The organism is Lactobacillus sp., from assembly GCF_014803895.1.
This window is the reverse complement of sequence record NZ_JAAVAU010000005.1, coordinates 17,706-39,972: the sequence shown is the minus strand read 5'-3', so window position 1 is coordinate 39,972 and position 22,267 is coordinate 17,706. Positions and strand designations below refer to the sequence as shown.

Genomic DNA, 22,267 nt, shown 5'->3' with positions numbered 1-22,267 from the left:
ATTTACATATGGATTTTTGCATATTGAAAGGAAGCAATATCTATGAAACCTGGAAAATATGATGTCAAAGCACAAGGTCACGGTTCGAGCTATATGCCTATGGAAGTGACCTTATCAGAAGATAAAATTGAAGATATTAAAGTTGATTCTAAAGGTGAAACTAAAGGTGTAGCAGATGAAGTGTTTCATAGATTACCCAAAGAAATTGTAGATAATCAAACACTAAATGTAGATACAGTTTCTGGAGCTACGATTTCTAGTCATGGGGTGATCGATGGGGTAGCTCAAGCAATCACAAGTGCTGGCGGAGATGCTGAAGAATGGAAAAAGCGTGCTAAGCCTGTTAAAGTTAGTGCTAAAGATAAAGAATATACTACAGATGTAGTCGTTATTGGGGCCGGTGGTGCAGGGCTTGCAGCAGCAGCGCGTTCAATTCAACACCATCGTCAGGTAATAGTTTTAGAAAAATTCCCACAAATTGGTGGTAATACTACTCGTGCTGGTGGCCCAATGAATGCAGCGGAACCCGATTGGCAAAAACAATTTAAGGCTTTATCTGGCGAAAAGGAAACTTTAAAAAAGCTAGCAGCAATTCCAATTGAAAAGATTGATGCCGAATATCATGATGACTTTAAAGAATTAAAAAAACAAATTAAAGATTATATTGATTCTGGTGCAGATTATTTATTTGATTCAACTCTTCTTCATGAAATTCAAACTTATTTAGGTGGGAAACGCGTTGACTTGAATGGTAACGAAATCCACGGTAATTATGCTTTAGTTCATGAGTTAGTTACTAATACTTTGGCCTCTGTAAAATGGTTAGCTGACTTGGGTGTAGATTTTGATCAAACCCAAGTTACGATGCCGGTTGGTGCCTTGTGGCGTCGAGGTCACAAGCCCGTTGAACCAATGGGTTATGCCTTTATCCATATTCTTGGTGATTGGGTTAAGGCTCATGGTGGTAATATTTTGACTGAAACACGAGCTAAACATTTATTAATTGAAGATAATCGTGTAGTTGGTGTTGTGGCTGAAAAGGCTGACGGTTCTAAAATTACTGTTCATGCTAAAGATGTCATCTTAACCTCGGGTGGTTTTGGTGCAGATACTAAGAAAGTTCAAAAATACAATACTTACTGGAAACATATTGATGATGATATTGCGACTACTAACTCTCCAGCAATTACTGGTGATGGCATTGACTTGGGTGAAGAAGCTGGTGCTGACTTTGTTGGTATGGGCTTTATTCAAATGATGCCAGTGTCTGATCCTAAGACTGGTGAGTTATTTACTGGTTTACAAACTCCACCAGAAAACTTTATTATGGTCAACCAAGAAGGTAAACGTTTTGTAAATGAATTCGCGGAACGGGATACTTTAACCAAGGCTGCAATTGATAACGGCAGTTTATTCTATTTAATTGCTGATGAAAAGATTAAGGAAACAGCTTATAATACTAGCCAAGAAAAGATTGATGCTCAAGTTGAAGCTGGCACTTTATTTAGGGCTGATACTTTGGCCGATTTGGCTAAGCAAATTGGTATGAAACCTGAAGTTTTGGAAGAAACTATTAAAAAATATAATTCGTACGTTGATGCGGATAATGACCCAGATTTTCATAAGTCTGCTTTTAACTTGAAGTGTGAAGTTGCTCCATTCTATGCTACTCCTAGAAAGCCAGCTATCCACCACACAATGGGTGGTGTAAAGATTGATACTGCTACTCATGTTATTAACACTGATGGTAAGGTGATTCCAGGTTTGTATGCTGCAGGTGAAGTAGCAGGTGGTATCCATGCAGGTAACCGGTTAGGTGGTAACTCATTGGCTGATATCTTTACTTTTGGGAGAATTGCGGCTGATACTGCTGCTAAAGAAATTTTGTGAAATTAAATAATCCTTAATAATTGCATTACTAGCCCTGTTGCTAGTAATGCTTTTTTGGTAGAATATTTAAAATAAAATGATTATTTAATGAGGAGAAGAATATGAAAGAAACGTCCAATAAAAAACTAAGTACGAAACAATATTTAGTCGTTGCTTCCATGATTTTTGCACTTTTCTTTGGAGCCGGTAACTTAATTTTTCCACTTCATTTAGGACAGTTAGCGGGAAAAGCTTGGCTCCCTGCAGCACTTGGATTCTTAGTAACGGGAGTTGCTCTCCCTCTATTTTCATTACTAGCGATTGCAATTACACGTAGTGATGGAATGTATGATTTGGCCCGCCCAATTGGGGGAAAATTTGCTATTATTTTTATGACCTTAATTCATCTAACAATAGGACCTTTCTTTGCTACACCAAGAACTGCAACCGTATCTTATACAGTTGGTGTTGCCCCATTACTTCCTAAACAGTATCAAGGAATTGGGCTGATAATTTTTACAGTTATTTTCTTTGGGGTAGTTTATGCAATTGCCTTTAATCAGAGTGATATTTTATCTAGTCTGGGGAAAATCTTAAATCCAATTTTTTTAGTAGCCTTATTTTTAGTATTTGTAGTTGCTTTTGCTAAGCCAATGGGAAATCCTTCTGCTATGCCAATTTCTAGTGAATATACTTCTGGAGCATTCGTAAAAGGATTTCTTCAAGGATATAATACGATGGATGCCTTAGCTGGATTAGCTTTTGGTGTAGCAGTTGTATCTGCTATTCGTTCAATGGGAATAAAAAAAGAAAGTGAAATTGCTAAGGTTACTGCCAAATCAGGGATGATTGGAATTCTAGCAATTGGGGTGATATATTTGCTTTTAATTGTGATGGGAGCAATGTCACTAGGCCAATTTAAGTTATCTGCTGATGGCGGAACTGCATTTTCTCAAATTGTAACTTATTATGCTGGAACGTTTGGTCAAGCATTCTTAGCATTCTTAATTGTCTTGACTTGTTTAACAACTGCAGTAGGTTTAGTAGCAGCATTTGCGGAAGATTTTCATCAACATTTTCCAATTTTTTCTTATCGAGTATGGCTTACCATTGCCTGCGTAGCCTCTTGTTTAGTAGGATCATGCGGACTTGATCAAATTATTAAGTGGTCTCTACCAATGCTAATGTTCTTATACCCCTTAGTAATTGTTTTAATTGTATTGTCACTACTCTCACCATATATTAAAAAAGATCCTGTAGTTTATCGCATAACAGTTGGGTTAACTTTAATACCAAGTTTTTTTGATTTGGTGAATAGTTTGCCAGCACCGCTTAATCAGACAAGTTTTGTAGTATGGATGAATAAAATTAGAAGTAGTTTTTTGCCAATGTCGGATTTAGGTCTGTCGTGGATTGTTCCAGCATTAATTGGTTTAGGAATTAGTGTTATTCTGCATATTTGGCGAAGAAAAGCTGGAAAAATATGATTTCAAAATTTGCTTTCAATATCTGGAAACAACTATAATAAGCTTGAGTTTAAGTAATAACAAAGAAGGTAGATTATGGAATTTAAAGATTTAATTGAAAAGCGTCATTCTACACGTGAATTTTCAGATAAACAAATTTCTAAAGAAGATTTAGAAGATATTTTGAAGACTGCTAGTCATGCCCCATCTTGGGAAAATTCTCAACCTTGGAAGGTTTATGTTGCAACAGGTAAGACCCTTGAAGGAATTAAGAAGGACCATTTGGAGTTAGCTGATAAGGGAACTATTTCCTGGACTGATGTTAAGCCAACTGTTGAAGATGACTGGACTAAACAAGAAGATGAAAATGTTGCTAATTTTACTAAAGAATTAGCTGACTTTACTAAGGGAGACTTTAGCTTTTTTGCTGAGAAACAAAGATACTTATATAATGCTCAAGCTTTGATTTACTTCACCAGTGATGAAAAAGCAACTCCTTACAAGTACTATGACATTGGTTCGTTTGCTCAAAACTTGATTTTAGCAGCAACTGATAAGGGAATTGGTACAGTTCCGGCTTATGAAATTGTTCGTTTTCCTGATACAATTAGAAAACATATTGATATTCCTAAAAATGAAAAGATTTTTATGGGAATTGCTTTAGGCTATCCAGATGATGATCGTGTTAACCAATTTAAGCTTGGTAGAATGGATATTAATAAATTCGTAAAATTTAGCGATTAGTTATGAAAATTAGTTCGAGTTAAAAGCTCGGACTTTTTTCTTTTAGATATATTTGAGATAGAATATTAATATCTAACAATTATAAAGGAGTTTTTTAATGAAGACAGGTAGTAAAATTATTACTTTAGACAATGGCTATCACTTATGGACTAATACTCAAGGTGAAGGTGATATTCATTTATTAGCTCTTCATGGTGGACCAGGTGGTAATCACGAATACTGGGAAGATGCTGCTGAGCAATTGAAGAAGCAAGGTTTGAATGTACAGGTTACAATGTATGATCAACTTGGTTCGTTATATTCTGATCAACCTGATTATTCTGATCCTGAAGTGGCCAAAAAGTACTTAACTTATGAATATTTCTTAGATGAAGTTGATGAAGTTCGTGAAAAGCTTGGCTTAGATAATATATATTTAATTGGTCAAAGCTGGGGTGGACTTTTGGTTCAAGAATATGCTGTTAAGTATGGGCAACATCTTAAGGGTGCTATTATTTCTTCAATGGTCGATGAAATTGATGAATATGTTGATGCAGTTAATAGAAGAAGACAAGAGGTGCTTCCTCAAACTGAAATTGATTTTATGCACGAATGTGAAGAAAAAGGCGACTATGATAATCAACGCTATCAGGATGATGTTCAAATTTTGAATATTAACTTTGTTGATAGAAAACAACCTTCTAAGCTTTACCACTTAAAGGATATTGGTGGTAGTGCAGTTTATAATGCTTTCCAAGGTGATAACGAATTTGTAATTACCGGTAAATTGAAGGATTGGCATTTTAGAGACAAATTAAAGAACATTAAGGTTCCAACTTTACTTACTTTTGGTGAAAATGAAACTATGCCAATTTCTACTGCAAAGACTATGCAGAAAGAAATTCCAAATTCACGTTTAGTTACTACTCCTGATGGTGGTCACCACCATATGGTTGATAACCCGGATGTGTATTATAAGCACTTGGCTGATTTTATTCGTGAAGTTGAAGACGGAAAATTTAAAGGCGAATAAACTAAAAAACTACTACCGAACATTTTAACTGTTTAGTAGTAGTTTTTCTTTTACATTTTTTCTTGGCGATGTTGTTGAATATCTAAAATAATGGCAATGACCATTAAGATAACTCCTACGATACCAAAGAACATAGCAATAGTTTTTGGTGAACCAAATGGTGCTTTGAAATAGCTATCAAACCAAATAGCAGATATTGCAGCTTCAAAGATTGCCCAACCATATTGCTGACTTTTAATCATTATAAAGTAGTAAATGTAGATAACTACAAGAGTTACTAAATTAACTGGAAAATACCAAGATGAGTAGTTAGGTACAAAAATACTCAGAATGATTAAAATTAATGCGATTATCCAAAAAGTATTTCTTTGTTGTGGTGTATTCATATTTTCCTCCAGAATCTTAAAAATAGCACCTGCTAATAATTAATATTACAATAATATTATAACTTACGAAAGCGGTTAAATGCTGCATAAAAGTGTTTTAGAAAGGAAATATAATGTCTAAAAATACAAAGTGGGTAAAACTTTTAAGTGGGGTAGCTCTTGGGGCTGCTTTGGTTATGGGAACTGTGGCATGTAGTTCTAATAACACTAATTCAACTTCTAGCCAATCATCTACAAAATCTAACTCAAGTAAATCTAGTTCAGAAAGTAGTAGTTCAAGTTCCTCCTCGTCCTCTTCAGTAAATGAATCAACTGCTAAAAAAGAAAGTGCTACTATTAAAGTGAGCCAATCTGAGGCAGTTGATATGTTTAATAAGAAGTTTGCCGATAGTAAAATAAAGAGCATTGATTTAAAACTTAGTGGTTCAGCTTATGTCTATTCAATCGATGGTTTTGATTCCAAGAAGGAACATGAACTAACAATTGACGCTGTAACTGGTAAGGAAATTAATTCTAAGTCTGAAGCCTTAGATTCAGATGAACATAATCAAAAAGGCTTGGATCTTTCTAAAGTAATTAGCCGTTCTGAAGCGGGTAAACTTGCTGAAAAGCATGTTGGCAGTGGTAGTGCTATTGAATGGGATCTTGAAATGGATGAAAATACTGGTCGTCCAGAGTGGGATATTACTGTTGAATCTGGCATCCACAGGACTGAGGTTAAGATTGATGCAATTAATAAGAAGGTCCTTACTAGCGAGCATGATAATTAAAAGTTAAATAATTAGCAGTCCCTTCGGGCTGCTTTTTTAGTATAGTTAAGATAATAATAATTACTAAAGGACTAACTTATGGATAATATCAAGATTTTATTAGTAGAAGATGAAGAAAGCTTAGCAAGTTTTATACAAACTGAATTGGAATTAGAAGGTTATCAAGTAATTTGGGCCCAAAATGGTCAAGAAGCTTTAGAAATGTTTGAGAAAGACAAACCAACTCTTATCTTACTTGACTGGATGTTACCTGTATACGATGGTTTAACGGTATTGAGAAGAATTCGTAAAAAAAGTGATGTACCGATTATCATGTTGACGGCTAAAAATCAGGCGAGTGATATCAGTAATGCGCTTGATCAAGGATTAGATGATTATATGACTAAGCCTTTTGAAATAGAGGAATTATTTGCACGAATTCGAGTAGTTTTGCGTCGTCTTGAAAAAGAGAAGAAACGTGAAAATACGGTTACAAATGTTTTGAGGTTTAGTGTATTAAAGCTTGATTTGGTTAATCATAAGTTTGAATGTGGGGAGGAAAATATCTATCTTACTCCCAAAGAGTTTGCTTTAATGGCAGAGTTGATGAAAGATCCAGAAAAAGTTAAAAGTAGGGATGAATTGTTAGATGTAGTCTGGGGGTATGACTTTGTGGGACAAACTAATACTGTTGATGTTTATATTAGAACCTTAAGAAATAAACTCGGATTATACCGTGATTTAATAAAAACTATTCGTGGCTACGGTTATTGTCTAAGAAAGCTTGATTTGGATGACTAAAAAAACTAGGACCACTGCTCAGCAATTAACAAGTTTGTTTTTAAAATTATTTATCGCAATTTTGTTTATTGTAAATTTAGCATTTGTTATTATTTCAACGATTTTTGTTTATCAAACTGCCCAAAAGCAAGCTCATGAATTAATTGAAAATGTTAAAGATAATGTTGAAGAGCGTGGACATCACGATCACGATAATATTAAATGGGATACTTTGTTAGATGCCTATATTGCCCGTCAGGATGATGATGCAATTAAAATTGTGACGCCCAAAGAAAAAACTTTTTATTCTGAGGATGGGGACAAACTTTTTAAAAAAGTAGATACCAGTCGTCATTACAATAATGTTTTTTTTGCCTCAAGGAGTGTTTATTATTTAGAACAGTCTAATGTATGGGGATATAAGGTAACAGTTGCCTTAAATGTTGATGGTCTCTTTCAGCTTGTTATTCAGTTACTCATTACAATGATTGTTTTGAATTTAGGAGCCATTTTGCTTTGTATTCCTCTGATAAGAAGATTTGCTAAAAAGTGGAGTTTTTCTTTAGAAAAAATGGATCATGAAATTCTTCAAATTCAAAATAATAATAAAAGTCAAAATAAAACTATTTCAGTTCCTCAGCAACCAGTAGAAATTAAACATCTGGCTCAATCTTTTAATAGTTTGCTGGATTCGCAATACCAAGCAATGCAAAGAGAACATCAATTTGTAACAGATGCTTCGCATGAATTAAAAACACCTATAGCAGCTATTCGAGGCCATGTAGGTCTTATTAAAAGGCGAGGAAAAAGTAATCCTGAAATTATAGATAAGTCACTTGAGTATATTGATTCAGAATCCTTGAGAATGCAGGAATTAGTTAATGAATTGCTTGAGTTAGGGCGAGGACAAGGGAAATCTGCAGCAATTGAAAAAATTGATTTAGTAGGAGTAATAAAGAATGAATGTGAATTAATATGGCAAGAATTTCATCGTCACGTCCAATTGAAGTCGCCTAATGAGTTATTTTATGCAATTAAATTAACTGATTTTCGTCATTTAATCCATAATTTATTAGAAAATGCAGCAAAATATTCTCAAAAAGGTACACCAATATTTTTAAGTTTAAAATCTAAAAATAAAGGTTTAGTCTTGAAGGTAAAAGACGAAGGGCAAGGTATTAAAAAAGAAAATTATAATAAAATTTTTGATCGTTTTTTCCGTGAGGATCAAGCACATTCTAATAAAATTTCGGGTACTGGTTTAGGGTTAGCAATTGTAAAAAAAGTAGTAGATGAATATCATGGACAAATCAAACTTAGCGCCAATCACCCTAACGGCATGATCTTTACTATTTATCTTCCTTACGAAAAATGAAGAAATCTTCATTTAATCTATATATAATTTTGACTTTTAAAAGTTAGTTTCCTCGTATAATAAATATAGAAATTAAGTGAGACGAATTAGAATATAAAAAGAGGTATAAAGAATTATGTTCAAGAATATTAACAAGAAATTATCTGCAACTGTAGCAATTTTAGGTTTAGCAGTAGGTGGAAGTGCAATTACAATTGGAAGTTTAAAAAGTACGTCTGGAACTACAATTGTCCAAGCAGCCACAAGTACTTCCCAAATAAAACTTACTAGAACTCAGGCTGTAAAGAAATTTACTCAAAAGTTTGGTAATAAATCTATTGAATCAATTAGTTTGAAGCCAAGTGGAAATAAATATGTTTATATCGTTGATGGCTTTGATAAAACTAAAGAATATGAAGTTAAGATTAATGCTAAAACGGGTAAAATTATTAGCTCAAAGAGTGAAAAATTAGATACTACCGATCACAAGAGTGCGGTTAATTTAAAGAAGGCAATTAGTCGGTCTAGTGCGACTAAGATTGCAAAAAAGCATGCAAGTGGTAAGGCTGTGAAATGGACTTTAGAAAAAGAAAATGGTAAATCTGTTTGGGTAGTAGAATTTGTTAACGGTACTGAAGTAGAAATTAATACATTAACCAAAAAGGTAATTAGTGTAGAGAAAGATAACTAGACAAAATAACACCCTTGAGTTAGAGGGTGTTATTTTTTTAGAGATTAAAAATGAAGAAATCTTCATTTGATTTACATCTAATTTTGGTTTTTAAAAGCTACTTTTTTCGTAAACTAAATATATAAATTGAACGAGATAAATGTTTAGACGAAAGAAGGATTAATTTATGAAAACTATTAATTTAAAGAAACTATCACTTGCCGCTGCAGTTTTAGGATTAGCTGTTGGAGGTACAACTGTAGTAGCGAATAACTATGTTAATGCATCAGATAGTTCTACTCAAGTTACTAAAAGTAAAGTAAGTACTTCTAAGATTAAAATTACTCAACAACAAGCTATTGAAAAGTTTACTGAAAAATATGGTAATAAATCAATTGAGTCAATTGAATTAGAAGCTCACCGTGGTACTTATGTTTATACTATTGAAGGATTTGACTCAAGTAAAGAATACCGTGTAGATGTAGATGCAGAAACGGGTAAGGTTTTAACTTCAAGAAGTGAAAATTTAGATAAAGATGATAAAAATGTGGCCTTAGATTTAAGTAAGTTAATCAGTCGCGATGAAGCTAGTGAAATTGCACAAAAAAATGCTAGTGGAACTGCAGTTGAATGGACTTTAGAAACTGAAGATGGCAAAGCTATTTGGAATGTAGAATTAGTAGATGGTTCTAATAAAACTAAGGTAGAGATTGATGCCGCAAGTAAGAAAGTTTTAAGTACTAAAAAGGATAAATTAAAAGATAAAGATTCAAGACATGGTGATAAAAGTAAAAAAGAAAGATATACTAGTGTTTCTAGCAATGTAATTAAGGCAACAGAAGCAATTGAAATTGCACAAAAGAATGCTAGTGGAACGGTGGTAGAAAGTAAATTAGAAAAAGAAGATGGAAAATGGATTTGGTCAGTAGAATTATTGAATAACTCTACTGAAACTGAAGTAGAAATTAATGCTATAACTAAAGAAGTAATTAAGGTAGAAAAAGATACAAATAATGATAAGGACTAAAAAAGTGTATCCCAATTTTAGGGATACACTTTTTATCTGTTTTTAGGAATAAATCCAGCGATATCATCGTAAGAAAAAGTATAGTCAAGCTTTTTATTGTATGCTTGTTCATAAGCTTTTTTCTTTTGTGAATAATCAATATCGCGCATTCTACGTGCATTTTCGTCAACACTTAAATTAGGGTCTGGATAAATTGTAGGCAAAACGTGGAGAATACGACGAGTTTTATGGAATTCAGGATGATTTTTTTCATAACTTGATTTATCTTGAAGTTCCACAAAGCAGGAAATAATAGGTACATTTAATTTTGCAGCGTAGTAGTAGGCTCCCTTTTGAACAGGGCGTGGTTTACGATAATTGAACCACATCTCTTGTTCAGGATAAATAAGAACCCAGCTTTTTTTGGCAAAAGCATTTGATAAATGTTTTGGAAATTCACGTCCTAGATATCGTACGCTATTACTTAAGGGAATACTATCGATATTTTTCATCATGAACCCAATCCATCCTGGTAAAAGTAGATTAGTATCTTCTACGATAATAAAAAGACGCTTATGTGCTTTTAGGGCTAATTTTTTAATTGGTAAGCTATCAAATTGATTATAATGGTTGGAGGTTATAATCGCACTAGGGATATGTTTAATGTTCTTTGTAGAATCAATCTTATCTCCTAAAGTAAGGATAAGAGCTCCTAAGTCAAAAGCCCCGCGAGTAAAAAGATTTACTAGTTTATGGGAATATTTTTTACTATCTTTCCAAAAATGTTCTACTAATTGTTTGCTTTTTTCTTGGCTTAAAATGGGATCGCCAATTTCGGCTTTAGCATGAAAAGCTTTATTTTGAATATTTTTTTTAATATTTTCAATTACTTTAAATCTGTCTCCACCAATTATCATAGTTTAACCCGCTCTCCTTGTTCTTTAATATGGAACCAACTGTTAGGGCTGTTTCTGATGCTATCAATTTTACCAAGCATATGTTTTAGTCCTTTACGGGCATTAGCTCGATCTTTGTCGGTGAAATTATTAAGTTCATCTTTTAATTGTTGATAGTACATCGTTTCTTTTGCACTGTTCCAGAAGTATTCCTGATATTGAACATCTGGAAAATGCCAAGGCTTGAAGAAAAGATTGTAGTGCACTAAGTGTGGATTTTTAATGGGTTCCATATTTTCATTAGGCATTGCATCCCAACTGGGATCAAGATATTTAATTTTGTCTTCACATATCTCGTTTAGATATGATTGATCTGGTTCAATTGTTGGGACATTATATTTGTTAATTAAATAGTAGAATCTATCAGAAAACTTTTTATCTCTAAAAGCTTTCATATCAAGCAAAAGAACACCGGAATTAATATATTTTTCTGGTGGAAAAATACCTTGACACTCTTTAATATACTTTTGCATGATTGGTATAAAGCGGACTGATAAATCAGCACACGCACCAAAATAATTTTCTTCTAGGTCAATGTTGTACAAGTTAGCAATATCATCATTAACAACCGTATCAGCATCAAGATAGATCCCCTTGTCATATTGAGGGAATAAATCTGGGATAAATAAACGGTAAAAAATTGACATTGTAAAAAAGTCAGCTCTAAGATAATTGCCTTCGGTATTCTTTATAGGTTTAACTAATTTATCATCGATATGCTTGAATTCAATTTTTACATTTTCTTTTTCAAATGTTTTTAAATTTGCCATGCTATCAGAAGTTAAATCTTGATGCAAAAAGGTAATAATATAATTATTTTTAGAACTGACTCTTTTAACAAGAGAATTTAATGATACTGCCGCATATTGAGTGAAGTTGTCACTAATGGTATAAAATACTGGAATAGTTTGCATATTTAATCTTTCTTTTTTAATAAAGGTTGTAACTTCAAGTATTCATTTAAAATATCATCATAATCGTGAATCTTTAAGATACTATGAATTTTATCAACTTGCCAAGGTTTTACAGTTAAGGTATGAATAATTGGAAAAAATCTAAAGCTTGTAGTGAAGTGCTGGATTACAGTATTAGAATGAAGTTTTCTTTGCTCATTATACTTACGAGGAGCATATTTCTTCTTTTTAGCTAATTTATTAATAGCTGTTTGATCTGGTAAAAACATTTTTTTGGTTTGCATTAGCTTACGGACACGAGCAAAAAGGTTTGTCTTTTTTATCTCTTTCATATTTAAGAGTAAGACCCCAGAATTAATATAATCAAATGGTCTTAAACGATTGTGGAAGAACCAACGGCCATAATAATCCAATATTCCTACTAATTCTGTATCATGAAGATTTTGATTATAAAAAGAATCGATATTCTTCCTTATAATAATATCATCATCTAGGTAAAGAATTCGGTCAGGTATTTCTGGAATCTGATCTGCAAAAAGGCGCAGCATTGCATAAGGCGTGAAGCGGGTATTTTGATTAACCTTAGGAGCTTGCGCTTCATAAAGGTCAGTGATATCAAAAAGTTTAATTGTATTTTTAGGATTTTTTCTTTGAATGATTTTTTCAATGAGGTTAATTGCTTGAGAGCTAAAAGGATAAAACTGCTTATTATCGTTAGCTGTAACCATAGTTAAAACGTAGATATGTATCTCTTTAACATGTTTTAAGAGTGAAAGTGTTGTAATTAAGACACCATCTTCAGCGTGTGAATCGCCACAAAATAAAATATTCATGATAAATAACTTCCCATTATTTTTTCTGATAGTGATACAAGCTGCAGTTGCTGGTAGCAGCTCTTTGTTTTAGTTGTTGGTAGATTTTTTCATGTAACTGCATTTGTTGTTGCTTTTTAGGTAATTTTTCATCGGTGAAAAAGGGACCATCGATATAAACAATAATTTTAGGCTTTGTGGAATGCTTTCTTTTTTGATAAGTAGTAGTCATTGTAAAAGAAGGAGTCTTGAAAGTAACTGGAAAATTCATACTTGTTGTGGGAAAAGGACGAATTTTAGTGTAGTATGGCCAAACGTGTGCTTCTGGGTAGATGACGATGTGTTTATTTTGCTTAATAAGCAATTTAATAGCTTTAAGTAGACTAACGTTTTGTTTTAGGTCTTTGCCAACTGGCAGACCACCGTATGGAAGTAAATATTTTCCAATAAAAGGGATTCCCCAGTTAGATTGGCTAGCGAGAGCATAATAATCTTGAATTCCTAAAAGCGTTAATGGCATAAAAGCGTCATTAATTGGTTGGGTATGGTTAGCAAAAACAAAATATCCCTTGTGTTTATAAGGTACTAATTTTTCTTTTCCAACTACTTTAACGTGTAATATTCCATAACTTAAAAGATAAGCAAAACTACCTGCTAATGTGCGAACAATTTTATTAGGGAAATTTTGATTAATAATTTGATAGTTATCATTCAGTGAAAAATTTTGATTATCACTTTCTACCAAATCATCGGTCAATTTGTGGTAATAATATATTTTTTGTTTATGCATAATATCATAATTATAAAGGAATTCTTAAGCTAAACATAGTACAAAAAGAAAAAAGCGTTGTTAATAAAACAACGCTTGAGTAATCATAGAAATGTTATTTAGTAGCTTGTGCTACAGCTTGTTGACCAAGTAAGTTAATGAAGTTAAAAGGACGGTCAAAGTTAGGCTGAAAGAGCATATCAACCATCGCCATAAAGTTAATGGTATTATGATTTTGGATCATTACAGACACTGCATTGGCATACATAGAAATGTCGTATTTGCTCATAAATTGTGCACCGAGGATCTCGTTGTTACTCTTATTCCATACTACTGTACCTAAAATTGGTGTATCGTTAGGCATAAATTCAGGACGATAATTATCTTCAAAAGTTACACTATCGGCATCAAAACCAGCCTTTAATGCGGCATCTAAAGTCATTCCTGTTGAAGAGAGTGTAGTGTCATAAAGTTTAAGACCAGAAGTTGATTGAGTTCCCATATAAGCTTGATGATTACCAAAAATATTAATTCCTACTAAAGTACCTTGTCTAATTGCATTAGTTGCAAGTGGTACATAGGCTTCTTTATTCGTAGGGTTAAAGTGAACTGCAACTGCATCCCCTGCACCATAAACATCTGGATTAGAAGTTTGCATATAGGCATTAGTCTTGATTGAGCCATCTTTATTAAATTCAAGTTGATCTTTGAAGAGAGCAGTATTTGGTCTGAAACCAATACATAAAATGGCGATATCAGCATTATAGGTATTTTTATCAGTTTTAATGGTAATGCCGTTTTCGTTTTCTTCAAAACTAGCTACCATTTCGTTAAAGGCCATTGTTACGCCATGTTTTTCAAAATCTTTGCTTACTTCATCGGTATAGCGTTTGTCATAATATTTGCTGAGCATTCTATCTTGAGCATCGATTAAAGTAACGTTCTTGCCATTTTTGCTGTAAGCTTCAACTAATTCTATACCAATGTAGCCCCCACCGATAACAACGATATTTTTGGCATCTTTAGCAACTTCAAAGAGTTTTTTAGCGTGATTATAGTTTTTACACAAGTAAACATTCTTACTATGGATACCTGGTAAATTAGGTATGATAGGCCATGAACCGGTAGTTACAACTAACTTGTCGTAGTGGTCTTCAGTTTCTTTACCTGAGGTTAAATCTTTAACTTTAATGGATTTGTTAGCTAAGTCAACACTTGTTACTTCGTGTTCAAGTTTTACACTAGCGCCAATTTTACTTAAAAGTTCAGGGCTTGAGTAAAACATGTCGTCAATATTCTTAGTTTCGCCACCCAAGTAAGTTGCAATCCCACATGATAAGAAAGATACGTTGTCGTTCTTTTCATAGATAGTAACTTCGGTATCTGGATGAGTACTTAAAATTTGATTTGCAGTAATCGTGCCTGCGTGAGTACAACCGATAATAATAACTTTCACAATAAACCTCCTAATTACAATTTTGTATTCTCTTTCAGTATAACTAATTAGGTTGAAAAAACTATGAATATTAACCTAAAAATTATTTAGTGATCGTTTTTTCGACTGTTTGGTAAGCATCTGTATTGGGTAAAGTGAAATCTATGTTAGTAGTACCGTTCCAACTGGTTTGCATATTGACTAATTTAGTTTCATTATTAACCACATTAACTGGTTTTAGACCTAGAGCTTCACGAATATTTTTTGAAGCTTGGTTAATTTGCTCGCTAGTAGCAATTTGAAAATCTAGCCCGCTAATTTTGGCATTTTTACCACGAAGGCCATAGTTTTGGATAGTAGTGAGATTTTTAACATAATTATTGTATAAAGCTGCAAAATTATCTAAAGGAATGTCAGTTTTGATATTACCTTTGACTGCGTTGACAAGTTTGGTAGCAGTAATTAAATTGCCTGTTTTTTGGAATTTTTCAAAAGCATTCATTAAGATTTGTTGACCACGTTTTTGCCGACCATAATCATTATCCGGATCGTCGTAGCGCATGCGAGCATAGCCTAAAGCTTGCGTACCATTTAAATATTGCTTTCCTTTAGGGTAGGTATGACCTTCAAAGGTAAATTTAAAGGGATTATTTACTTCAACGCCATTAACTGCATTAACGACTTTTTCCAGCATGCCCATATTTACTAAGGCATAATATTGGACAGGAACATCCAATAATTCGCTCACTTGTTTTTCAGCTAATTTTGCACCACCTAGGGCATAAGCAGCGTTGATTTTTACATAGTCGGGTCCTTCATTGGTACTAACTTTTACTAAAGTATCACGAGGAATAGCAGTAATCGTCACTTTTTTGGTTTGTGGATTAACTGTCATTAATTCCATAGTATCAGTATTGCCAGTAGTACTTGCTTTACGACCAAGAGCTCCATCGTCCGTACCTAGTAAAAGGATTGAGATTGGTTTACCCTCTGCGATTCTTTTTTCATCTTGGGCAGAGTGGTTGCTAGAAATATTATTGGTAGTACTACGAATATAACTAAATCCGGAGATGCCAAGTATAAATAAAACTACCAAAATTCCTAGGACACCAAATAAAGTTTTCTTTTTCAAAATTATTTCCTCCAAATTTTTTATTCGCACTCTAGCTTAAATAGTAGGAGTAATAATTTCTAGATAGATATAAAAGACTTTGAAAATTTTTTACGTTGATATAAAAATTCTTTATAAGGTATTAAAAATAGGTATATGAAAGCACAAAAAAAGCACCGCAGAAGCGATGCTTTATAATTATGGGTGGTCAGGGGATCGAACCCTGGACCCACGGATTAAGAGTCCGTTGCTCTGCCAGCTGAGCTAACCACCCGTTGGACAACCAACAAATAATATTATGCCAGCTAAGTATAAAAAATGCAAGGATAAATTTAAACTTTTTTGAAAAAGTTTAAAGATTAAAAAATAAAAAAAGCACCGCAGAAGCGATGCTTTATAATTATGGGTGGTCAGGGGATCGAACCCTGGACCCACGGATTAAGAGTCCGTTGCTCTGCCAGCTGAGCTAACCACCCATTGGACAACCAACAAATAATATTATGCCAGCTAAGTATAAAAAATGCAAGAGTTTTTTTACAATTTTTTTGCAATAATTTAAAACAAGCCTGAAAAACAGTATAATAAAGATATTATTATGAGGAGGAAACCCTATGCCGAAAAAGATTTTAGTGGTAGATGATGAGAAACCAATCTCGGATATCATTAAGTTTAACCTTACTAAAGAAGGATATGATGTTGAGACAGCTTATGATGGTGAAGAGGCTGTTGAAAAAGTAGACGAATATAATCCAGATTTAATGATTTTAGATTTGATGCTACCCAAAAAAGATGGCTTGGAAGTAGCACGTGAGGTACGAAAAACTCACGATATGCCAATTATTATGGTGACAGCTAAAGACACTGAAATCGATAAAGTTTTAGGGCTTGAGATGGGTGCCGATGATTATGTAACTAAGCCTTTTTCTAATCGAGAATTGGTAGCACGTGTAAAAGCTAATTTACGTCGTCGTGATATTAGCCAAAAAGCTAATGATGATGAAGAAAATAAAAATATCTCAATTGGTAATTTAGTTATTATGCCAGAGGCTTATATTGTAGAAAAGAATGGTGAAAAAATTGAATTAACACACCGTGAATTTGAATTGCTACATTATTTGGCCCAGCATATGGGACAAGTGATGACTCGTGAGCACTTGCTTCAAACTGTTTGGGGTTATGATTATTTTGGTGACGTAAGAACTGTTGATGTGACAGTGAGACGTTTACGCGAAAAGATTGAAGATAATCCATCTTCACCAACTATTTTGGTAACGAGACGTGGTGTTGGATACTACGTCAAAGATCCATCTGATGAGTAAATGAAAGGCCACCGTGAAGTGGCCTTATTTTGTATGGGTAAGTAATGTGAAAAAGATAAAGAGAATTTTTACATCAATTAATTTTAAAATTGCATTGATCTTTATGTTGCTTTTGTTAGCAACAATTGAAATTGTTGGTGCTTATTTTACAAGGCAATTAGAACAAAGTTCGATTCGAAATTTTGAAACATCTATTCAGATACCAAATATTATTACTAATCAAATTTCTGAGCAATTAAGTCGAACAAACACCCAAAGTGCTAATCGACAATTAAATAAAATTGTGGCTAATTACAGTAATGATGCAATTAATCAAATTACAATTGTTGATAATAAAGGTGTTATTCGAGCAGTTTCAAATGTTAATGATCAAGCTCGAGTAGGTCAACGCGATACAAGTTCTGATATTAAAAAAGTAATTTCTAGTGGGCGCCAAGTTTCTAAAGTTGTTAATGATAATGGTAATTACATGGTACAGGTAACGCCACTTACTTTAGGAAATGGAACTAATACTACCATTGGTGCAATTTCTATTCGTGCTAGTATGCAGAGTGTTTTTAACAATATTCGTAATATATCGATAATGTTTTTAACTGCTTCATTGATTGCTGCGCTTTTAGGAGCTGTTGTTTCGATATTTATTTCTCGGGCAATAACGAGACCAATTGAGGAAATGACTGGGCAAGCGATTAGGATTTCGGATGGGGATTACTCAGGACACGTGAATATTTATGCTGATGATGAGTTAGGGCAGTTGGCTAAAGCATTTAATACGTTATCAGTAAGAATAGAACGTACTCAAGAAATTTCTGATGGTGAGAGGCGACGATTAGATAATGTATTAACACACATGACTGATGGTGTTATTGCTACTGATCGTCACGGTAATATTACAATTATCAATGAAACGGCCTTAGATTTTTTAGGTAAAAAAGAAGATGAGGTTATTGGCCGTCCAATAACGAAGTTATTAGGTCTAGAAGATGTAACGATTCAAGACTTAATGAGTACTCAACAAGAATTAATTGTACCGGTGAATGTCGGTACGCATGACGAGATGATTTTACATGCTAACTTTTCGTTGATTCAAAGAATTACTGGCTTTGTATCTGGGCTTGTGTGTGTGTTACATGATATTACTGAACAACAGAAAAATGAACGTGAGCAGCAACAATTTGTTTCTAATGTGTCACACGAATTGAGAACGCCACTCACAAGTATGCGAGCTTATGTGGAAGCCTTAAATGATGGGGCTTGGCAGGATCCCAATATTGCACCTCAATTTTTAGGGGTTGTTCAGGATGAAACAGAACGTATGATTCGAATGATCAATGATTTATTAAATTTATCACGAATGGATCGTGGTGTAGCTAAAATGGATCTTGAATGGGTTAATATTACTGACTTTGTTAATCATATTCTAAATCGTTTTGACATGATGATTAAAAATGATGCTGAAAAGAATAAAAATAAGGTAAAGAAGTATTCTATTAAGCGAGAATTTACGAAGCAGGATCTATGGGTAGAAATAGATACTGATAAGATGATGCAAGTAATTGATAATATTATGAATAATGCTATCAAGTATTCACCAGATGGTGGAGTGATTACAGTACGCTTATTACAATCACATAAGCACATCATTTTAAGTATTTCCGATCAGGGATTAGGTATCCCAAGAAAAGATTTAAATAAAATTTTTGATCGCTTCTACCGTGTTGATAAAGCCCGTTCTCGTAAGCAAGGAGGAACTGGATTAGGGTTAGCAATTTCTAAAGAAATTGTAGAAGAACACCATGGTCGAATCTGGGCTGATAGTGCAGAGGGTAAGGGGTCAACCTTCTATATTTCCTTACCGTTTGAACCAATATCTGAGGAAGGAGCTAGTTGGGATGAAATTTAAACATAAGCTAGGTAATATTTGTCTTACTGTTGGTTTGATTCTAATGGTACTTACTTCAATAGGATTATCAGCATATATTTGGGGATCTGATTCGCGTTTTTCTCGAATTGAACAAACATCTAATCAGTCTCCCACCAAAAAAGATGTAGGGCAAAAATCTTTACGTGAAATTTATATACCTACAAAACTTTTTTACTATCGTAATAGTCAACTGTATCAAGTTTATGCAGGCCAAGTAAATTTGCCCTTGCAGTTTTCTAAGATGACTCAACCATTAGAAAAAAATACACCTATTAAAGTAACTAAAGATAAAACTTATTATAATAATTTACTTAAAAATCAAAGTTATATTCAGCTTACTTACCCAGATCAAATTACTATTTCGCTTTTTCTTACTAAGCTAAAAAAAGCGAATAATGGTGAGTTCAATCGTATTTTTGTGCCGGTCGATACCACTGAGAAATACCTTTACTTAGGAAATGACAAAGATTATACAGTATATAAAGTAGCAATAGGTAAAGTTAAATTTGATAAATTTTATAAGCAGATTAGGAAAGCTAAATCTCAAGTTCCAGTTGCCTTACATCGATTAAGTGATGCTTATTTACCTTTTTATGAAAAAGAAACACAATTACCTAATTATAGCTATTTGACTGATCAAGAATCGGATTCATACTTTGTTTATCGTTTACTTGGAACAGGTTCAATTAATCAACGTAATAGTTCAGCATCAATAACTTATTCTAATGGAGTTTATGAACGATTAATTGCGGCTAAAAAGAGTCATAATTATGAATACGTAAATTATAATGAAAATAAACTACCAACATCAGTTACTAAAAAACTAAGCAGTAGTTTATCTTATATTAGAAAAATTGGCTTAAGTGAACCAGATTTGCACTTTTTTGATGCAGATAACAACACAATGATTTATCAAAGCTTTGTGGAAGAATATCCTGTCTTTTTCCCAGGAAATTATAATACACGAGCCCAAATTAAGTTTGCTAAAAGTGGCTTGAAAATTAACTTCAATAGTTTAAACTTGCAAATTCCAATTCCAAGTAATGGTTCAAAAACTACATTACCAGCAACTAAAGTTGCGCTTAATAGTTTGATTGAAAGCGGCTATGCCAAAAAAGATATCAGTCGAATAATTGTTGGTTATACTGTAAAAGCTGATAGTGACAGCAGTTCTCGATTAGTGGACTTAAAACCAACGTATTATGCCAAAATTAAAGGAAAGTGGCGGTCACTAAAAGAGTGGATTGATGCTTCACCTCTTAATGGTTCAAGTGCTCAGGCTAAATCAGAGTCTAAGGAGGGATTAGAGGATGGACTTTAAACGAATCCAATGGATATTTCTAATTGTTTTTATTGGAATTAATATTTTTCTAGGAATAGAAATTATCCAAATTCCTACGTTACTTTCTAGTAATACGACTACTACGAGTGGAGATAATTTACAACAAGAAATGGCTGCGGATAATATTAAAATTCCTCATGTTAGTAATAAAGAATCGGATGGTTATTATTTAGCTGCAAAAGTTGATAAAACTTGGATTAATAAAGCCCAAAGTCAAGTTGGTGATCAGATGACGGTGACAACATCAAGTACCGAAAGTAGTGTAAGTGCAACACTTAATAATCCAGTAGCAATTAGTTCAGATAAGAAAAAAGCTATCAAAGATTTAAATAATTTTAAAAACAATGCTAAAAATGTTTATAAAGGTGATGAATATGTTTATTCACCAGAGTTATCTGAAAATAATGATTATATTTTCTTACAAAAAACGCCGTATGGCTTAATTTATTCAACGAGAGCACGATTACATATTACGGTAAAGGATAATAAAATTGTCTCTTATTACCAGCGTTATACTGATAAAGTTTCTACAGTAAGAGAACGTCAAACGACTATTAGTGCTAAAGAAGCAATTAATTCTCTTTATACTTACAGTGAATTGCCGAATAATTCTAAAGTGATTTGGATCAAATATGGTTATACTAAACTAACTCAAGTTCGAGGAAGCGTGATTTTTTTACCGTCATGGTTAGTAGCTATAGAAAATAATACTTCAAAGACAGTGACTGTAAAACGTGTAAATGCTTTTACTAGTACAATTATTCAACCACAGACTACCTCTGAAGAAAAAAATGATGATGAAGTTAAGGATTAAGGGGTGATTTTTGTGAAAGTATCTGTATTAGCGAGTGGATCCTCGGGGAATATAACTTTAATTCAAACTCCGCAACATAATGTATTAATGGATGCTGGAATATCTGGTAAAAAAACTAAAACTCTTTTATCCAATGTTGGTGTGGATATCAAAGATATTGATATGGTTTTTTTAAGTCATGATCATACAGATCATTCAGGTGGCTTAGGAGTTTTGATGCGACGTTATTCTCAAATTAATGCCTTTGCAAATGCAGGGACTTGGCAATATTTGATTGATAGTAATAAAATTGGACAATTGCCAATAGATCAAATTAATACTTTTGAATCGGGAAAGACAAAAATTTTTGGTGATTTGGAAGTAACAAGCTTTGCTACTAGTCATGATGCAGCTGAACCACAATATTATGTTTTTGCTAGTGGAGGAAAGAGATTTGCTTGTTTAACTGATACAGGTTATGTTTCAAATAATGTTAAAAGCCAAATTGAAGCTGCAGATGGATATTTAATAGAGTTTAATTATGATGATATGATGTTGCGGCGTGGTCCCTACTCGTGGTCACTTAAGCAGCGGATTATGTCTGATGTAGGTCATTTATCGAATGAGCAAGCGGGTGAGACTTTACTTGACGTAGTGAAATCTAATACCAAGAATATCTTTTTGGCTCATCGTTCTCAGCACAATAATACCCAGTACAAAGCTCATGAAGCTGCTTGGGATATTTTGGTTAATGGGGATGCAGAATTACCAGGAGATGTTCAAATTCATGATACCGCTCCAAGTAAGCCAACCGACTTGGTGGAAATTTAGTAATTTAAAAATAAATCTTCATAAT

21 protein-coding genes and 2 tRNA genes are annotated in these 22,267 nt (G+C 33.4%); 14 read left to right on the top strand and 9 right to left on the bottom strand.

Annotated features, from left to right (window positions below):
- Positions 1–42 precede the first annotated feature (42 nt).
- The 4 genes from HDR40_RS02410 (at position 43) to HDR40_RS02395 (ending at position 5,091) form a co-directional block, all read left to right on the top strand.
- Entirely contained in the window at positions 43–1,890 is a 1,848-nt protein-coding gene (locus tag HDR40_RS02410; RefSeq protein WP_290626164.1) for a flavocytochrome c, read from the top strand.
- A 101-nt stretch (positions 1,891–1,991) separates the two neighbouring features.
- On the top strand, positions 1,992–3,356 hold the full coding sequence (gene brnQ / locus HDR40_RS02405) for a branched-chain amino acid transport system II carrier protein (RefSeq protein WP_290626162.1): 1,365 nt from the start codon (positions 1,992–1,994) through the stop codon (positions 3,354–3,356).
- A gap of 75 nt (positions 3,357–3,431) precedes the next feature.
- On the top strand, positions 3,432–4,079 hold the full coding sequence (locus HDR40_RS02400; protein ID WP_290626160.1) for a nitroreductase: 648 nt from the start codon (positions 3,432–3,434) through the stop codon (positions 4,077–4,079).
- Positions 4,080–4,176: 97 nt separating this feature from the next.
- A complete protein-coding gene (locus HDR40_RS02395) occupies positions 4,177–5,091 on the top strand; it encodes a prolyl aminopeptidase (RefSeq protein WP_290626158.1) in 915 nt (304 codons plus the stop codon).
- Between the two features lie 50 nt (positions 5,092–5,141).
- Here HDR40_RS02395 and HDR40_RS02390 read toward each other — a convergent pair whose 3' ends face one another.
- Positions 5,142–5,477, bottom strand: coding sequence for a hypothetical protein (locus tag HDR40_RS02390; RefSeq protein ID WP_290626156.1), 336 nt, complete (start codon positions 5,475–5,477; stop codon positions 5,142–5,144).
- A gap of 113 nt (positions 5,478–5,590) precedes the next feature.
- Here HDR40_RS02390 and HDR40_RS02385 point away from each other — a divergent pair, with 113 nt between their 5' ends.
- The 5 genes from HDR40_RS02385 (at position 5,591) to HDR40_RS02365 (ending at position 10,057) form a co-directional block, all read left to right on the top strand.
- Positions 5,591–6,247, top strand: a complete 657-nt coding sequence (locus HDR40_RS02385) for a PepSY domain-containing protein (RefSeq protein WP_290626154.1) — start codon at positions 5,591–5,593, stop codon at positions 6,245–6,247.
- A gap of 78 nt (positions 6,248–6,325) precedes the next feature.
- On the top strand, positions 6,326–7,027 hold the full coding sequence (locus HDR40_RS02380; protein ID WP_290626152.1) for a response regulator transcription factor: 702 nt from the start codon (positions 6,326–6,328) through the stop codon (positions 7,025–7,027).
- The gene (locus HDR40_RS02375) at positions 7,020–8,381 is read left to right on the top strand and encodes a HAMP domain-containing sensor histidine kinase (protein WP_290626150.1); all 1,362 of its coding nucleotides are present in this window, start codon (positions 7,020–7,022) and stop codon (positions 8,379–8,381) included. Before HDR40_RS02380 ends, HDR40_RS02375 begins: the two co-directional genes overlap by 8 nt.
- Before the next feature lie 115 nt (positions 8,382–8,496).
- Entirely contained in the window at positions 8,497–9,051 is a 555-nt protein-coding gene (locus HDR40_RS02370) for a PepSY domain-containing protein (protein ID WP_290626149.1), read from the top strand.
- A 166-nt stretch (positions 9,052–9,217) separates the two neighbouring features.
- Positions 9,218–10,057: a PepSY domain-containing protein gene (locus tag HDR40_RS02365; RefSeq protein ID WP_290626148.1), complete on the top strand. Its 840-nt coding sequence runs from the start codon at positions 9,218–9,220 to the stop codon at positions 10,055–10,057.
- A 32-nt stretch (positions 10,058–10,089) separates the two neighbouring features.
- Here the strand turns inward: HDR40_RS02365 and HDR40_RS02360 are convergent, their stop codons facing one another.
- The 8 genes from HDR40_RS02360 to HDR40_RS02325 all read right to left on the bottom strand — a co-directional run bounded on the left by HDR40_RS02360 (position 10,090) and on the right by HDR40_RS02325 (position 16,509).
- On the bottom strand, positions 10,090–10,953 hold the full coding sequence (locus HDR40_RS02360; protein WP_290626146.1) for a lysophospholipid acyltransferase family protein: 864 nt from the start codon (positions 10,951–10,953) through the stop codon (positions 10,090–10,092).
- Positions 10,950–11,906: a glycosyltransferase family 8 protein gene (locus HDR40_RS02355; protein ID WP_290626144.1), complete on the bottom strand. Its 957-nt coding sequence runs from the start codon at positions 11,904–11,906 to the stop codon at positions 10,950–10,952. Before HDR40_RS02355 ends, HDR40_RS02360 begins: the two co-directional genes overlap by 4 nt.
- A 2-nt stretch (positions 11,907–11,908) precedes the next feature.
- Entirely contained in the window at positions 11,909–12,739 is an 831-nt protein-coding gene (locus HDR40_RS02350) for a glycosyltransferase (RefSeq protein ID WP_290626142.1), read from the bottom strand.
- Between the two features lie 16 nt (positions 12,740–12,755).
- A complete protein-coding gene (locus HDR40_RS02345) occupies positions 12,756–13,508 on the bottom strand; it encodes a 1-acyl-sn-glycerol-3-phosphate acyltransferase (protein ID WP_290626140.1) in 753 nt (250 codons plus the stop codon).
- Positions 13,509–13,602: 94 nt separating this feature from the next.
- The gene (locus HDR40_RS02340; protein ID WP_290626138.1) at positions 13,603–14,943 is read right to left on the bottom strand and encodes an FAD-dependent oxidoreductase; all 1,341 of its coding nucleotides are present in this window, start codon (positions 14,941–14,943) and stop codon (positions 13,603–13,605) included.
- An 82-nt stretch (positions 14,944–15,025) separates the two neighbouring features.
- The gene (locus HDR40_RS02335) at positions 15,026–16,054 is read right to left on the bottom strand and encodes an LCP family protein (protein WP_290626136.1); all 1,029 of its coding nucleotides are present in this window, start codon (positions 16,052–16,054) and stop codon (positions 15,026–15,028) included.
- A gap of 180 nt (positions 16,055–16,234) precedes the next feature.
- A tRNA-Lys gene (locus tag HDR40_RS02330) sits at positions 16,235–16,307 on the bottom strand.
- Between the two features lie 129 nt (positions 16,308–16,436).
- A tRNA-Lys gene (locus HDR40_RS02325) sits at positions 16,437–16,509 on the bottom strand.
- 135 nt (positions 16,510–16,644) lie between these two features.
- Here HDR40_RS02325 and yycF point away from each other — a divergent pair.
- Genes yycF through HDR40_RS02300 form a run of 5 tightly spaced genes read left to right on the top strand, consistent with a single transcriptional unit; the run spans position 16,645 to position 22,242 of the window.
- Positions 16,645–17,352 (top strand): response regulator YycF, encoded by a 708-nt coding sequence (gene yycF, locus HDR40_RS02320; RefSeq protein ID WP_290626134.1) that lies wholly within the window; start codon positions 16,645–16,647, stop codon positions 17,350–17,352.
- A gap of 46 nt (positions 17,353–17,398) precedes the next feature.
- Positions 17,399–19,255, top strand: coding sequence for a cell wall metabolism sensor histidine kinase WalK (gene walK / locus HDR40_RS02315; protein ID WP_290626342.1), 1,857 nt, complete (start codon positions 17,399–17,401; stop codon positions 19,253–19,255).
- Positions 19,245–20,597, top strand: coding sequence for a two-component system activity regulator YycH (yycH, locus tag HDR40_RS02310; RefSeq protein ID WP_290626132.1), 1,353 nt, complete (start codon positions 19,245–19,247; stop codon positions 20,595–20,597). The genes walK and yycH overlap by 11 nt, the downstream gene beginning before the upstream one ends.
- Positions 20,587–21,432 (top strand): two-component system regulatory protein YycI, encoded by an 846-nt coding sequence (locus HDR40_RS02305; protein ID WP_290626130.1) that lies wholly within the window; start codon positions 20,587–20,589, stop codon positions 21,430–21,432. Before yycH ends, HDR40_RS02305 begins: the two co-directional genes overlap by 11 nt.
- A 12-nt stretch (positions 21,433–21,444) precedes the next feature.
- The gene (locus HDR40_RS02300; RefSeq protein ID WP_290626129.1) at positions 21,445–22,242 is read left to right on the top strand and encodes an MBL fold metallo-hydrolase; all 798 of its coding nucleotides are present in this window, start codon (positions 21,445–21,447) and stop codon (positions 22,240–22,242) included.
- Positions 22,243–22,267: the final 25 nt, after the last annotated feature.

What these genes read in the sequence shown, in the direction of transcription:
- HDR40_RS02410 (WP_290626164.1), top strand. Translation starts at nt 43, where the DNA reads ATGAAACCTGGAAAATATGATGTCAAAGCACAAGGTCACGGTTCGAGC.
- brnQ (WP_290626162.1), top strand. Translation starts at nt 1,992, where the DNA reads ATGAAAGAAACGTCCAATAAAAAACTAAGTACGAAACAATATTTAGTC.
- HDR40_RS02400 (WP_290626160.1), top strand. Translation starts at nt 3,432, where the DNA reads ATGGAATTTAAAGATTTAATTGAAAAGCGTCATTCTACACGTGAATTT.
- HDR40_RS02395 (WP_290626158.1), top strand. Translation starts at nt 4,177, where the DNA reads ATGAAGACAGGTAGTAAAATTATTACTTTAGACAATGGCTATCACTTA.
- HDR40_RS02390 (WP_290626156.1), bottom strand. Translation starts at nt 5,477, where the DNA reads ATGAATACACCACAACAAAGAAATACTTTTTGGATAATCGCATTAATT.
- HDR40_RS02385 (WP_290626154.1), top strand. Translation starts at nt 5,591, where the DNA reads ATGTCTAAAAATACAAAGTGGGTAAAACTTTTAAGTGGGGTAGCTCTT.
- HDR40_RS02380 (WP_290626152.1), top strand. Translation starts at nt 6,326, where the DNA reads ATGGATAATATCAAGATTTTATTAGTAGAAGATGAAGAAAGCTTAGCA.
- HDR40_RS02375 (WP_290626150.1), top strand. Translation starts at nt 7,020, where the DNA reads ATGACTAAAAAAACTAGGACCACTGCTCAGCAATTAACAAGTTTGTTT.
- HDR40_RS02370 (WP_290626149.1), top strand. Translation starts at nt 8,497, where the DNA reads ATGTTCAAGAATATTAACAAGAAATTATCTGCAACTGTAGCAATTTTA.
- HDR40_RS02365 (WP_290626148.1), top strand. Translation starts at nt 9,218, where the DNA reads ATGAAAACTATTAATTTAAAGAAACTATCACTTGCCGCTGCAGTTTTA.
- HDR40_RS02360 (WP_290626146.1), bottom strand. Translation starts at nt 10,953, where the DNA reads ATGATAATTGGTGGAGACAGATTTAAAGTAATTGAAAATATTAAAAAA.
- HDR40_RS02355 (WP_290626144.1), bottom strand. Translation starts at nt 11,906, where the DNA reads ATGCAAACTATTCCAGTATTTTATACCATTAGTGACAACTTCACTCAA.
- HDR40_RS02350 (WP_290626142.1), bottom strand. Translation starts at nt 12,739, where the DNA reads ATGAATATTTTATTTTGTGGCGATTCACACGCTGAAGATGGTGTCTTA.
- HDR40_RS02345 (WP_290626140.1), bottom strand. Translation starts at nt 13,508, where the DNA reads ATGCATAAACAAAAAATATATTATTACCACAAATTGACCGATGATTTG.
- yycF (WP_290626134.1), top strand. Translation starts at nt 16,645, where the DNA reads ATGCCGAAAAAGATTTTAGTGGTAGATGATGAGAAACCAATCTCGGAT.
- yycH (WP_290626132.1), top strand. Translation starts at nt 19,245, where the DNA reads ATGAAATTTAAACATAAGCTAGGTAATATTTGTCTTACTGTTGGTTTG.
- HDR40_RS02305 (WP_290626130.1), top strand. Translation starts at nt 20,587, where the DNA reads ATGGACTTTAAACGAATCCAATGGATATTTCTAATTGTTTTTATTGGA.